Source organism: Microbulbifer aggregans (genome assembly GCF_020524005.1).
GTDB classification, from domain to species: Bacteria; Pseudomonadota; Gammaproteobacteria; order Pseudomonadales; family Cellvibrionaceae; genus Microbulbifer; species Microbulbifer aggregans_A.
On sequence record NZ_JAIVKK010000007.1, the window covers coordinates 1 to 14846 of the forward strand.

10 protein-coding genes are annotated in these 14846 nt (G+C 55.9%); all 10 read right to left on the minus strand.

The window, feature by feature from the left end; translation table 11 throughout:
• Positions 1-161 precede the first annotated feature (161 nt).
• Positions 162-548 (minus strand): hypothetical protein, encoded by a 387-nt coding sequence (locus LC093_RS13405; RefSeq protein WP_226665606.1) that lies wholly within the window; start codon positions 546-548, stop codon positions 162-164.
• Positions 549-1184: 636 nt separating this feature from the next.
• A complete protein-coding gene (locus LC093_RS13410; RefSeq protein WP_226665608.1) occupies positions 1185-1514 on the minus strand; it encodes a DUF2489 domain-containing protein in 330 nt (109 codons plus the stop codon).
• Between the two features lie 162 nt (positions 1515-1676).
• On the minus strand, positions 1677-1934 hold the full coding sequence (locus LC093_RS13415) for a hypothetical protein (protein WP_226665611.1): 258 nt from the start codon (positions 1932-1934) through the stop codon (positions 1677-1679).
• 654 nt (positions 1935-2588) lie between these two features.
• Positions 2589-3137: an SMI1/KNR4 family protein gene (locus LC093_RS13420; RefSeq protein WP_226665613.1), complete on the minus strand. Its 549-nt coding sequence runs from the start codon at positions 3135-3137 to the stop codon at positions 2589-2591.
• 770 nt (positions 3138-3907) lie between these two features.
• Positions 3908-5416 carry a fumarate hydratase gene (locus LC093_RS13425; RefSeq protein WP_226665615.1) on the minus strand — a complete coding sequence of 503 codons (1509 nt, stop codon included), beginning with the start codon at positions 5414-5416 and terminating at the stop codon, positions 3908-3910.
• Between the two features lie 347 nt (positions 5417-5763).
• Positions 5764-7485, minus strand: a complete 1722-nt coding sequence (locus LC093_RS13430; RefSeq protein WP_226665617.1) for a dipeptidyl-peptidase 3 family protein — start codon at positions 7483-7485, stop codon at positions 5764-5766.
• A 191-nt stretch (positions 7486-7676) separates the two neighbouring features.
• Positions 7677-9485 carry an ABCB family ABC transporter ATP-binding protein/permease gene (locus LC093_RS13435; protein ID WP_226665620.1) on the minus strand — a complete coding sequence of 603 codons (1809 nt, stop codon included), beginning with the start codon at positions 9483-9485 and terminating at the stop codon, positions 7677-7679.
• A 54-nt stretch (positions 9486-9539) separates the two neighbouring features.
• Complete coding sequence (locus tag LC093_RS13440; RefSeq protein ID WP_226665622.1) at positions 9540-10151, minus strand: NUDIX hydrolase; 612 nt, start codon at positions 10149-10151, stop codon at positions 9540-9542.
• Positions 10152-10232: 81 nt separating this feature from the next.
• The gene (locus LC093_RS13445; protein WP_226665624.1) at positions 10233-13403 is read right to left on the minus strand and encodes an efflux RND transporter permease subunit; all 3171 of its coding nucleotides are present in this window, start codon (positions 13401-13403) and stop codon (positions 10233-10235) included.
• Between the two features lie 57 nt (positions 13404-13460).
• The gene (locus LC093_RS13450; protein ID WP_226665626.1) at positions 13461-14777 is read right to left on the minus strand and encodes an efflux RND transporter periplasmic adaptor subunit; all 1317 of its coding nucleotides are present in this window, start codon (positions 14775-14777) and stop codon (positions 13461-13463) included.
• Positions 14778-14846 lie beyond the last annotated feature (69 nt).

A 14846-nucleotide genomic window follows, 5' to 3' on the forward strand; every position in this document is an offset into this window, starting at 1 on the left:
AGCACACCAGGAATCTCGGATAGCGAGACTGCTGTTGCCTTGAAATCATCGTCATAGCGGTTGTAGTGCTTTCTTCGTGCCATTCGACACCTCCAATTCCGTTAGATGGAGGTGTGTGCGAAAGCGGGTTAGGTTCCGAGCAAACTGCTTGCGCTTGTTATCTACGTGCCCCATACGCCAGTATAGTTGCTTGCATTTATAAATAGAATAATAGCAACTGGTAATGTGAAAAGCGCCATTAACATTTTTATGAACAGAAATTGCTTTAACGAAAGTTGCTCCACTTGTTGTTTGAAACGTTGGCTTTGCAGCCTGTAGACACTCGATACTACAACAACGAGCAATACGAACCACCAAAACGTTTGCTTAAGAAAGGGTTGATTGAATGCAACAACGTACACGCCAGCGCATGAAAAACAAGCAAGGAGCCATTCAAAAAACCAGCTGGCGTAACCGTAGCGTTCTTTTTTAAACCAATAAATTCGAAGGGCGATTGTTGCTAAAACCCAAAAAAGAAGCAGCCAAAAAACAACCTTATAAATATTCATTTCTTAAAAGTAGATAACGCCGCCGGCAGGGGCAGTTTACCTTGTGCGCGTTTTGCGCGAAAATAGGAGCGCAGCGACCCGCGCAAAACGTGCACAAGGTAAGCTGTCCCGCGGAGGGCCGCAGGCCCGGAGCGAATTGCCCGGCCTTGTTAATTGGGAACACGAGGCCTCGTACAGACGCACACATTTTCCTTGGCAGAGCAAACTTGTGTTAATGGTGGCTGACACTGAACGGGAACATTTCGATCCACTGCGATAGACTCACCCTCCTCTTCGCCAGTTGACTCAAGTACAGCCTTGACGATTCTCTTATCAGCCTCAAATCCCGCTTTCATAGCAGAATGATCATAGGTTTTTGTGTCTAGCACTGACTTATCACGATTCTCAAAGTCGTTAAACTTCTTATCGACGGCCATGCCGAGAATTGTGCAACCAGATAGAAACAACGATACACATAGAAGAAAACATGTTGAAAATTTCATCTGCACCTGATTTTACAATTAACGCCGCGAGCAGCGGCAGCTTGCTTTGGGCGCTTTATGCGCAAAAATAGGAGCGAAGCGATTTGCGCATAAAGTGCACAAAGTAAGCTGTCCGGTGGAGGCCCGCAGGGCCGGAACGAAATGCCTCGCATTGTTAAGCATTGAACCTTGCTACGATAGACTTGCATTCTGACAAAGAGAACTCCTTTGCCCACTTAATAGATTCCTGAATTTCTGGTTCATGCCGTTCGAGGGCCTCTTTTGACCAAGATTGTCTCGGCTTACCAATTGGTAAATGATCGATTTCCGAAGCAACCCCAGTAAAAGCAAGAAAATCTTTATCGTCTTCAGGCAAGTCGACCTCAAATCTAAGTGAAGACAACTCTATTGCTCCCTCAAGATAATGAATAGAATCATCGAGCATTCCGCTTGCAACTTCTGCGGCCCTCTTGCGTTGCTTCTCGACGTATTCTTCGTGGCTCATTTTCATTGGATGCTTAACGCCCACGGCAGGGGCGGCTTACCTTATGCGCGATTTGCGCGAAAATGAGAGCGAAGCGAACCGCGTAAAACGTGCATAAGGTAAGCCGTCCCGCGGAGGCCCGGAGGGCCGCAGCATCACTGCCCGTGATTGTTAAGTGGGGGGCTAGCACCCGCCATCTCCCCCACCTCCGCAGTCACCGCCACCGCCACCGCCATGACCACCGGCATCTCCCCCAATATATGATCCGCCATTGGTTCGCTGATTCACACCAAATTTAACAATGAACCAAAGAATACTAGATATGAGAAAGCCGCCAAAAACGATAGGTGCAAGGACTGAATTGAGGGAATCTTCAGAAGAAAGCTCAATAAATTGCCAAGAGCCAAGAAGGCCGGCCAGATTAAATATAAATGACTTCATCGGTACTCCTTTACTCACTTAACGCCGCAATCAGGCGCGGCTTACTTTGTGTGCGCTTTGCACAAAAATGGGAGCGCAGCGACCGTGCAAAAAGCGCACAAAGTAAGACGTCGGCTGCATTGCTTTGTTAAATTTACTCACCACCGAAGCCAGAGTCTCCAATGCCACCGCCTTCTGAATGTGACCTGGGCATTGGTATTTTTGCCACTAGCCATAACACATTGCAGCTGGTACAGAATTGATAAATAGGACTTCCTGGCTCCTTACTGTGCGACTCCAGCTTGCCAATATGCTTCTTGCAATCTTGACATTTAAACAACCTGTATCTGACTCTATTTACTCCAAAGAGTATAAAAAATAACGAAAAAATCAGAATTACCACACCAACAATAAAAATCAGCGAAGTCTTTGACTCTACACGGAGTAAAAGCTGCTCAAGCATTAAGTAATGCATGAATCCGATCACCATGGCCGACAAAATCATGTATCCGTTGCTGGTGTTGGCTGTTTTTATTCTTGGCTCGTTCATGCTCGAAATTTAACGCCGCGCTCAGCCGCGGACAATTTTGGGCGCTTTATGCGCGATAATGGGAGCGCAGCGACCGCGCACAAAGTGCACAAAGTTGGCCGTCGGCCTGCAGCGCATTGTTATGCTCATAGCTCCGATTTGTCTACGAGACCTGCCATTTCCCCAGGCAAATATACATACCCACCCTCATATAGTTTTCCCACGAACCACTTGAGATATTCTTGAAAATCTGAATGCTTAACATCACGTGACGGGCGTTCATGCCACCACTCTACGATTTCGCCGCTACTACCGGACTCTACATATAGAATATCGCCGCCTGGTGATAGTAATAGAGGTATACGAGCAATCTTTGAATCAGAAAATTCTTGGAGCTTATGAAATTCTACTTTCATTTCATCAAGTGGAAGCCACCGCCACAGTCCAAATAGACCATCAGAATCCGCTCTTTCACCGTTATGGATGAGATAGGCATCTCTGACTTTTTGAGGGATTACTATTTCCAATTCTGACTCTACGCATGAAAGATCAGCTTCAGTTGCAGATCCATTGAGATTTTCCTTAATAGAATCAGCGTTATTCTCAAGCCAGCCCCTTATAGCTTGGAAGTAACCTTCGACAGAATCCTCAATCGCGGGCTCTTTTTTGAAGAATTTTTTAAAGAAATTTCTCATGTTTACTCGATGACTCTGAAGAGAGCATAACGCCGCGCTTAGGGGCGGCCGGAGCGTAGCGTAGGCCGTCCCGCGGAGGCCCCGCAGGGGCCGGAGCATACTACAGCGCCTTGTTATGGTATGCCGCACTCCGGGCCTGCTTTCCGGCACTTTGCCAGCCACGGATTGGCTGGCCACTGCCCATTAAAACGAGGAAAGAATACCGCACTTTCCCCAACCAATTTTTATCTTATTGGCACTCCACGATACTGCAGCGGAATTGCCCTATTCTACCGAACCACAGCGAACGCTCTAGGAACGAAACTGCTTGAATGTGACTGGCATAAAAGCCGAGTACTGGATTCCCAAAACAATGCGCAGAAATACCAGCCACACAAACACTAATTTTTACCGACCGGCACCATAACAGTTTATTCAATAGCCCCGACCATATATGTCAGTGCTATATATCCAAACGCCTAACATTAACAAAATCGAGAAAACTTAGAAATTACAAGCCCTTACAACTTCCAACTTCCCCCCTCCACAGAAATATATGGCAGATACGCCATATATCCCTTGATATGCCCGCACGAAGTTTTAAAAAAACTACTTTATATTCATACAGTTACGAATTGTCTACCTTTACTGCTACTGATCTGAGATCAGTCACGCGCCAATCGATAGCCCAATTACTGAATTCAGGGCTTTTAGCCCAACGTTCAGACACAAAAAAGCCGGCTCCAAATTGGAGCCGGCTTTTCGCTTTAAGGTGAAGAAAGTAGGTGGAATTACACCGCACCCTCTTCGATCTTGTGCTTCCAGATCACCGGACCGGTGTTGTGTACGGATTCACCGTTGCTATCCACCGCTACGGTTACCGGCATATCCTGCACGTCGAACTCGTAGATGGCTTCCATACCGAGTTCCGGGAAGGCGATGACTTTCGCATCTTTGATGGCCTGGGCCACCAGGTAGGCTGCACCGCCTACTGCCATCAGGTATACCGCTTTGTTGTCACGGATCGCTTCGATGGCAGTGGGGCCGCGTTCGGCTTTACCGATCATGCCCAGCAGGCCAGTTTCTTCCAGCATGGTGCGAGTGAACTTGTCCATACGGGTCGCAGTGGTGGGGCCCGCCGGGCCAACCACTTCTTCACGAACAGGATCAACCGGGCCCACGTAGTAGATAAAGCGGCCGGTCAGGTCTACCGGTAGTTTTTCACCAGACGCCAGGATGTCGACCATTTTCTTGTGCGCGGCGTCGCGGCCGGTCAGCATCTTGCCGTTCAGCAGCAGGGTTTCGCCCGGCTGCCAGCTCAGTACGTTTTCTGCGGTCACTTCATCCAGATTCACGCGGCGGGTGTTGGCACCGGCTTCGCGGGTGATTTCCGGCCAGTCTTCCAGCTTCGGCGGGGTCTGGCGCGCAGCGCCAGAACCGTCGAGGGTGAAGTGGGTGTGACGGGTGGCGGCACAGTTCGGAATGATCGCCACGGCCTTGTTGGCGGCGTGGGTTGGGTAGTCTTTGACCTTCACATCCAGCACGGTGGTGAGGCCACCCAGGCCCTGGGCGCCAATGCCCAGTTTGTTGACCTTGTCGTACAGCTCCAGGCGCAGCTCTTCGGCACGGTTGGATGCACCGCGCTCCTGCAGTTCCTGGATGTCGATCGGGTCGAGCAGAGATTCTTTGGCCAGCAGCATGGCCTTCTCGGCAGTACCGCCAACACCGATACCCAGCATGCCGGGCGGACACCAGCCAGCGCCCATTTTCGGCACCATTTCCAGTACCCAGTCGACCACGGAGTCGGACGGGTTCAGCATGGCGAACTTGCTCTTGGCTTCACTGCCGCCGCCCTTGGCTGCAACGTAGACGTCTACGGTGTCGCCGGGAACGATTTCGTAGTGGATAACCGCCGGGGTGTTGTCGCCGGTGTTTTTACGGGCACCGTCCGGATCCGCAAGGATGGAGGCACGCAGTACGTTGTCCGGGTTGTTGTAGGCGCGGCGTACGCCTTCATTGACCATGTCGGAGACGCTCATGTCGGCGTCCCACTGCACGTTCATGCCCACTTTCAGTTTCACGGTCACGATACCGGTGTCCTGACAGATGGGGCGGTGGCCCTGGGCACACATGCGGGAGTTGATCAGGATCTGGGCCATGGCGTCTTTCGCCGCCGGGTTGGCCTCTTTCTCATAGGCGGTGTTGAGTGCCTTGATAAAGTCCTGGGGATGGTAATAAGAGATGAACTGCAGCGCGTCGGCCACGCTGTCGATCAGGTCGTCCTGGCGGATAATGGTCATTGCCGGCTCCGGTTGTCGTCTCGAAGGCGGCGATTTTACACGATTTGGGAGAAGGTGTTGGATTCTGCGCAGACAGAACTTTTCGACGCAAACCAAATAAAAATGAGAAGTGATCGCAACTTGTGCCGCGAACGTTCATTTACGGGCAGCTTACCTTCTTTTGTCGCGCCAGTAGCAGGTTAAGTGGCGGTGCCGCTGCCGGGTACAGCCTTGTGAGACACGCCGTATACCCATCCCTGGGGGCTCTTCCGCGAGGTCCCTCTCGCGGAAGGTCTCACAAGGCTGTACCCGGCATCGACACCTTAGCGGCAAACATGGTTAACCGCTGCAGGGTCGAAATTACCAAGTTACTTCAGCCCGAGTACTTCACGGCCCTGGATAAAAGTCACGTCCACAGGAATATCGGCGTCCTTGAGACGGTCGAGATCTGCCTGCAGCGCAGCGCCAACCACACCTTTGCCATCCAGCAGTTCAACGGCCTGTTTGTAGTCGCCATTGCCCTGAATGGTGAGGATCAGGTTGGACAGCTTGGTCATGGCTTCCTGCATTTTCTCGAAGTCCACGCTGTACTCGCCAGTCGCTTCGTCGCGGGTGAAGGCGCCGTTCTCCTGGAAGAAGTTAAAGCGCATCATGTTCGCCTTGCCGTGGGCACTGGCCGCACCGAAACGCACACTGCGGAAGATACCGGCGAGGAAGGTGACGTAGTTGTCCATCAGCACGCCCTCTTCAATCTCACCCTTCTCGTGCAGCTTGGTGATCATGTACAGGCCGAGGATATCTGCCTTGCCTTCTTCCAGCGCGGAGGAGGTTTCCTTCAGCGCCTGGCGTACGTTACTGCCATCGGTCACGGTTTTCTTGATGCCGAGGCCATGGGCCACTTCGTGGAACATGGTGTTGGCAAAGAAGGCATCGAAGGTGATGTGCTTACGCTGGTCTTCGGCAATCAGCACGCCGCTGATCGGCACCAGGATCTGGTCGAACTTGGCACGCATGGCATTCTTCAGCTGCAGGCGACGGGTGCCCTTGGCCAGCTGAACTTCTTCGTCGTTCGGCAGGTTGATGGCGATGGTCTTGGAGCCCGCATTGCTGTGGCCCGCGTAGTACAGCACATCGTAAGCATTCAGGTCGGAATCGGTTCCGGGAGTTTCCGCCTTGTAGGCGTCATCCACCGGCAGGCCGCGCTGCAGTTCCGGCAGGAAGGCGGCAAACTTGGCCAGCTTCTCGCTCCACGCCATGTCTTTCAGCAGCACGTAGGACTCGTACGCAGTGCGATAGGCGAACAGCTGGTCTTCGTAGTTTTCGATCGGGCCGATTACTACGTCGATGCGGTTGTTCTTCATATCCATCCACGCCATGTCACTGGTGCGGAAGTCGTCGGTCAGCAGTGCGTCGGCGCGCAGCTGCAGGTAGCTGGCAAATTCCTGGTCTTCCGCCAGTGCGGAAGCCTGGCGCAGCAGGTCCGCCGCTTTGGTCAGCTCGGTTTTGTACGCTTCGTGGTAAGGCACGAGTTTCAGCTTGCCATTACTGTCGCGGCGCACCAGGGAATAGAGTCTGGCCTTGCCGGGCTGCTGCCAGGCTTCGAACTCTTTCTTGGACATGTCTTCGGGGTAAAACTCGGCACCCAGGGGCTTGTCGCTGTAGCCTTCGATAAACGGCTTGTTGTCGTTCAGGCGATCCCAGGGGCCGTAATTAATATTGGCGAAGGTACGCGCTCCGCTGTCTTCGATACCGCTCAGCAATTCCTGCGCCGGGCCGTATGACTGCAGCCAGAACAGTTGATCCATGATCTTACTGGCGTCGATCAGCAGGCCGATCAGCTGGCGCTGGTTATCGCTCAGGGTGGAGAGGTCCGCATTCAGCTCAACCGGTGCATAAATATTGAACCGTGAAGGATCCACGCCCTTGGCAATACTGCCGGCTTTGGCTTCGGCAGAGGGTTGTACCGCCTCGGTCTTGGCGGCTTTGGTTTCGCTCGCTGGATCAATCTTAGGGGTGTTTTTCTCGTCAGCGGCACATCCGCCGAGCACGGCAAGCGCCAGTGCGGAAGCAGCAAAAATTGCAGATTTCATTCAGATTCTCGCCTGATGATTTATTGAAGTGCGCTGCGGAATAGGCCGCAGCATGCGAGTCACATTAAATGTGCCCTCGGGAGATGTCCAGCAATCCTGGTTCGCCCGATAATCCTCTGAATTTGGCTGCCCGCGGAGCAAAATACGTCACCCAACGGCCGCCGAAAGGCAGTTTTTACGCCTCCGTGGTATCAGGGCGAAAGCGATATCGCGTCGATACTGCGCTCACGCTGTTGCATGCGCCACAGGGAGGCGTAGTGGCCATCAGCACTGATCAGGTCACTGTGGCTGCCCTCTTCCACCACCTGGCCCTGGTCCAGTACCAATATCAGGTCCGCATCCACGATGGTCGATAACCGGTGCGCTATCACCAGGGTGGTCTGCTCTCGGGATATCTCTGCCAGTGCTTTCAGGATGCCCTGTTCCGAGTGACTGTCGAGGGACGATGTGGCCTCATCAAAGACCATGATTGGCGGTCGTTTGAGCAGTGCGCGGGCAATGGCCACACGCTGCTTTTCCCCGCCGGAGAGCTTCAGGCCGCGCTCGCCCACCATGGTGTCGACGCCCTCGGGCAGCTGCGCGATAAAATCATCCAGCTGAGCGTGGCGAATGGCTTCCATCACCTCTTCGTCACTGGCACCCACGCGCCCGTAGCGTACGTTCTCGAGGATCGACTGGTTGAACAGCACCGTATCCTGCGGCACCACGCCAATAGCACGGCGCAGGGAATCCTGGCTCACTGCGCGGATATCCTGGCCGTCGATGAGAATGCGCCCGCCGGTCACGTCGTAAAAGCGGAACAGCAGCTTGAACAGCGTGGACTTGCCCGCGCCACTGGCACCGACAATCGCGACCTTCTGTTTCGGCGCCACGGTAAAACTCACGCCCTTGAGGATTTCCCGGTCCGGGCGGTAGCCGAAACGCACATTTTCAAACGCAATGTGACCGTCACGAATCGTCAGCTCCGCCGGGTCCACGTGATCTTCAATCGCCGGTTTTACATCGAGGATCGAAAACATTTTTTCGATGTTGGCCAGTGAGCCTTTCATTTCCCGGTACACGAAACCGAGAAAGTTGAGCGGGATAAAAATCTGCATCATGAAGGCGTTGATCAGTACAAAATCACCGATGGTCATATCGCCACGGGTAACGTGCACTGCGGCCAGGATCATGGCGCCACACATGGCGGCGGCAATGATAAGTGCTTGACCCGCATTGAGGCCGAACAGCGACAGGCGGTTCTTGCGCCGTGCAGTTTCCCACTCGGCCAGTTCGGCATCGTAGTGGCGCGCCTCGTGGCGCTCGTTGCCGAAGTATTTGACGGTTTCGTAATTGAGCAGACTGTCCACCGCACGGCTGCTGCTCTGGGATTCGGCCTGGTTCAGCTCGCGCACAAAACGGGTGCGCCACTCGGTGGCCACCACGGAAAATACGATGTAGGTCACCACCGCGCCCATCACCAGCAGCGCAAAACCCACGCTGTAGTTCCACCACAGCAGGCCCACCACCATGGCGATTTCCACCAGGGTCGGCACGATGTTGAACACCATAAAGCGCATCAGGAAACCGATGCCGCTGTTGCCGCGTTCGATATCCCGCGACAGCCCACCGGTGCGGCGGTTGAGGTGATAATCCAGGTCGAGCCGGTGCAGGTGCTGGAATACCGCGAGGCCAATGCGGCGCTGCGCGCGTTCGGTCACACGACCAAAAATGGTATCCCGCAGCTCGCCGAACAGCACCGATGAAAACCGCACAAAGCCATAGGCCAGTAGCAGCCCCAGTGGCAACGCAATGGCAGCGGCAGTGCCTCCTGCGGCATCCAGGTCGTCGACGATGTGTTTCAGCAGGAACGGCAAACCGACACTGGCCACCTTGGCACCGACAAGACACAACAGGGCCAGGAACACCTGGCGCCGGAACTCCAGCAGGTAGGGAATCAGGGATTTGAGGGCGCTCCAGTGCACGTCCTCCAGAGCCACGGCAGATTTGGGTCTCGGCATGAAAACTTCGTCAGGAAGGAAAATGTGGCGGCGATTATAACCGCCCGACGTACCTCAATTCAGCGCGCGCAGGGGAACATCGTCTCTCCGGCCAATGGGCGCATCCAGGACACGCACCAGGAATTCGGTGAGTACACCGGCGGTAAAGCCCCAGATCTCGTAGCCCTCGTACACGTACGCGGGCAGGTAAATGCGGCGCTGGTCGATGGTGATACGGTCAGTGCGGATACGCGGATCACCGAAAAAGTACGACAGCGGCACGCGGAAAATCGCGTCCAGCTCGCCGGGGTTTGGGGTCAGTTTGGCATCTGCCGATACCACCCCCAGCCAGGGAGTGACCTCCACCTGCCAGCGGGTGCTGCGGGTCCACAGGGGACCGAGGATACGCACGTCTTCCGCTGGCAGGCCGATTTCTTCGTGGGTTTCACGCAGTGCGGTGTATTTGAGCGAGGGATCGGTCTCGTCCCAGCGCCCACCGGGGAGGGAAACCTCGCCAGAATGGCTGGAGAGCTGCTGGGAGCGCAGGGTCAGGATGACCTGCGGGTCCGGCTCATCGGTCAGGGCGAGCAATACGGCCGCATGACCGTGCAGGTCGGGGCCGCGGGGCACCTTCGACTCCAGCTCGCGTTTGACTTGGGAAAATTTACGTTCGATGAGTTCCAGCATTGTCTGTAACGTTTACCACTACGGAATCTAAGTTAACTATACCCGCGTGAGCGGGATTGGCCACTGTTGTGACCACACGCTTTATGGCGGGTTCTGCGCCGCCTCGGTACTGGTATCGGCCGGTGTACCCCGTCCCTTGACCTTTTCCCGCACCGATTGCACCAGTGCGTAATAAATCGGTACCAGGAAAGTCGAAAACAGACTTGCAGCAAGCATGCCACCGAAGACAGCGAGCCCAAGAGACACGCGGCTGGCGGCGCCAGCGCCGGTAGCGATCACCAACGGAAAAATCCCCAGCACAAACGCGAGTGAGGTCATCAGTACGGCGCGCAAGCGCAGCCGTGTGGCCTGCAATGCGGCTTCTTCAATGGATACCCCCTGCTCCCGCTGCACCATGGCAAACTCGACCATCAGGATGGCGGTCTTGGCGGCGATGCCAATCAGCAGTACCAGCCCGATCTGGGTGTAGAGATTGCTTTCGGCCCCTACGATCCAGCAGGCCAGTAGACCGCCGGCAATGGCGATCGGTATCGCCAGCAATACCGCGATCGGTATCGTCCAGCTCTCGTACTGTGCGACAAGGAACAGGTAGGCAAACAGCACCGCCAGGGCAAACAGGATCGGCGCCATATTGCCAGCACTGATTTCCTCAAGACTGGCCCCGGTCCACTCGTAGCTGTACCCCTCCGGCAGCTGGGCACCGAGCTCCTCCATTGCGCGCATGGCCTCACCACTGGAGTAACCCGGCGCGGCGGCGCCATTCACATTGATACTGTTGTACAGGTTGTAGCGCTGGACCGTTTGCGGCCCGACGATGGGCTCCACTTCGGCAACCGAGTTGACCGGCACCAGTCCGCCACTGTTGGCGCGCACAAAAAAGCCTGCAAGATCTTCTTCGCTGTCCCGGTACTCGGAATCGGCCTGGGCCAGCACCTGGAAAACCTTGCCATAGCGGTTGAAGTCGTTGATGTAATAGCCGCCGAGATAGGTCTGTAATGTCAGGTACACATCAGACAGATTGAGCCCCAGGATGTGGGCCTTGTCCTTATCCAGATTCAGGCGCAATTGGGGCGTCGCGGCCTGGTAGGTGGTGAAGGCCTGGGCAATTTCCGGACGCTGGTTCGCCTCGCCCAGCAGGGCATAGAGCACCCCGGCCAGCTCCTGGACACTCCGTCCCTGCAGGTCTTCCAGTACATATTCAAAACCACCGATCGAACCGAGCCCCGGCAGCGCCGGCACCGGAAATGCCTGCACCCGGGCCTCCTTTACCGTCGCCCCGATCTGCTGGGCCTTTTGCAAAATGGCAAACTGATTCAATTCCCGTGTAGGCCGCTCTTCCCACGGATGCAGGATGACGATCATGAACGCCGCGTTCGGCACCAGCCCGCCAGAAAGCAGGCTGAATCCGGGCACTGCCATCACATGGGCGACACCGTCAATCTGCCGCAGCTGTTCCCCCAGGCGGTTAACTACCGGTGCAGTGCGCTCCAGCGTCGCACCGTCGGGCAACTGCACATTCATCATGAAAAAACCCTGGTCCTCGTTCGGAATAAACCCGGTAGGCACGGCGGAAAACAGCCAGATACACAGTGCCATGATCCCGGCAATACTCGCCAGTCCGATCAGCGGCAACCGCACGCAGACACGCACAATGCCGGTATACAGATTCGTCGCGCCCTGCAGGAATTTATTGAAGAAACCAAACACGCCGGAAAGCAGCCCGCCCCGTTTGCCCTGTTCTCCCTCCCTCTGCGGACGCAGCAGGCTGGCACTCAGGGACGGGCTCAGGGTCAGGGCGTTAACACTGGAAATCGCCACGGAAATGGAGATGGTCATCGCAAACTGCTGGTACATCTTGCCGGTCAGGCCCGGCATCAGCATCACCGGCACGAACACCGCAAACAGCACCGCGGTAGTGGCGATCACCGGCCCGGTGACTTCGCGCATGGATTCTATCGCCGCCTCTTTCGGTTCCATTCCCTCGGTCAGCAGGCGCTGGGTATTTTCCACCACGATGATGGCGTCATCCACCACGATACCAATCGCGAGAATCAGCGCGAACAGGGTGACAGTATTGATGCTCATTCCCAACACATACATCACCGCGAAAGTGCCGATCAGTGAGACCGGAATGGCAATTGCCGGTATCAGCGTCGCGCGCCAGTCCTGCAGAAACACGAAGACCACCAGAATAACCAGCGCCAGCGCCACCAACAGGGTGGTCACCACTTCATCGATCGAAGCCTGCACAAAATCGGTGGTGTCGTAGAGCGGCTCTGCTTTCAGCCCCTCGGGAAACCGCTGCGCAAGCTCCGCCACTTTCTCTCGCACTTTAGTCGCCACTTCCAACGCATTGGCATCGGGCAACTGATACACCGCAATCACTGCCGCGGGCTTACCATCCAGCTGGCCATAGGCGCTGTAACTCTGACTCCCAAGCTCCACCCGCGCGATATCGCGCATCCGTACAATGCCGCCATCCGGTTTCGAGCGGATGCTGATATTGGAAAATTCCTCCGCACTTTCGAGGCGCCCCCTGGCGATCAGGCTGTACTGGAATTGCTGCTCTTTCTTGGTCGGCGGTGCACCGATCTTGCCCGCCGCCACCTGCAGGTTCTGCGCCTGCACCGCAGCAATGACGTCGCCGGCGGTGACGTCCAGCGCGGCCATCTTGTCGGGATTCAGCCACAACCGCATGGCGTAGTTTTGCGCGCCGAGAATTTCCACATCACTGACGCCATCCACCCGCGCCAGTTCGTCGGCAATAAAGATTTCGCCGTAATTGGCAAGGAACAGGGTGTCGAATTTGTCTTCCGGTGAAAACAGGTTCACCGTCATCAGGATGGTGTTGCTGCGCTTTTCAACCGTGACACCACTGCGGGTAACTTCCGACGGCAAACTGGGCGTGGCCTGCTGCACCCGGTTCTGGACATTGACCTGGGCAATGTCCCCGTCGTAACCGCTTTCGAAGGTGACGGTAAGGGTGTAAGTGCCGTCGTTACTGCTGGTGGAAGACATGTACTGCATGCCCTCGACCCCATTGACCTGGGATTCGATGGGCACGGCAACGCTGTCGCGCATTACCTCGGCGCTGGCGCCGGGATAACTGGCAGAAACCATTACCGTAGGCGGCGATATATCCGGGAACTGGGCGATCGGGAGCATCGGCAGCGACAGCAGGCCCGCGAGCGTGATCAGGATGGAAATCACCAGCGCAAAGCGCGGCCGCCGGATAAACGTTTCACTGATCATATCGCGCCTCTCCCGGCGACAGGATCAGCGCATAACCCGGTGCAATTGCGCATAGGTTTATTTGCCATCGAAATACTCATCGGGCTCGCGCTCACCTTCCCGGTATTCCGAATCCTGCCGCGGCCTGGCTTCTCCGGCCCGCTCACGCGCCCTGTCGCTTCCCGGTTCCTCCAGCCCGGATACATCTCCTTCCCGTATCTGCTGCAACGGACTCTGGTCCGCCGGCGGCTTGGATACTTTCAGCCCTTTGTAGGGATCGAGGGCGGTATTCTGCGGCGCCACCGGCTTGCCTTCGGCCACCCGCTGTAATCCGTTCACCACAATCCGCTCCCCGGCCTTCAGGCCTTCGTCCACCGCCCAGAGCTCGCCGTCCCGCTGCCCCAGCTTCAGGTAGCGCTTTTTCGCGATATTGTTGTCGTCAACGACATACACAAACCGCCCCTGCATGTCTTCCAGTACCGCAGACTGGGGCACCAGTGGTTTGACGCCTTCCCGTCCTGAAAACACGCGGATGAGAATGCGCGCAAACTGGCCCTGCACCAGTAACTGCTCCGGGTTGGGAAAACGGGCGCGTACCTTTGCCGAACCGGTGGTCGGGTCGATCTGGTTGTCCACAAAGACGATCAACCCGGGATAGGGATAGAGTTTGCCGTCTGGCTGTTTGATACGGACTTCACGGGTCTCTGGAGTCTGCCCGGCCTGCTGGCGCCGCGTCGCCTCTGACTGCACCGCAAACAGGCGGTTTTCCGGCACTTCGAATGACACGTAGATGGGGTCCATGCGCACGATGGACGTCAGCGGGTCAGTGGCGGGCCCGACCAGCGAGCCTTCGGTAAATTCGCTGCGCCCGATCAGACCGGTAAGCGGCGCGCGGATCTCGGTGTAATTGAGGTTCAGCGTGGCGGCTTCCACATTGGCTTCCATGGCCTCGACATTGGAGCGCGCTTCTTCGTAGTTTCCCCTCAGTTCATCCATCTGCACCTGGCTGATCGCTCCGGTTTCCACCAGTTGTCGACCGCGGCGATAATTGCGCTCGGCCACGGAAAATGACGAACGCGCCTGGGAAAGGTTGGCACGCTGGTTCTCCAGCGCGGCCATATAAGGTTTGGGATCAATAACGTAGAGCAGCTCGCCCTTTTGCACCATTTGCCCTTCGACAAAATTGCGGCTCTCGATATACCCCTCCACCCGGGGACGCACCTTGAATTCGTCGGTAGCTTCCACACGACCGACGTATTCGAAGCGGGGAATAACCTGATGGGTACGCACGGCGAGCACTTCAACGGGCGGGGCTTTTGGCGCGGGCGGCTCCGTTTTTTTTGCACAGCCAAAAATGGCGAGCGATAACATCAGTAATATCGGAAAACGCGCCATGGGCTATCAACCACCGCCTACTACATGGAATGACCTCTTTCCACTATAGGCAAGGCGCTGTCATCGGGC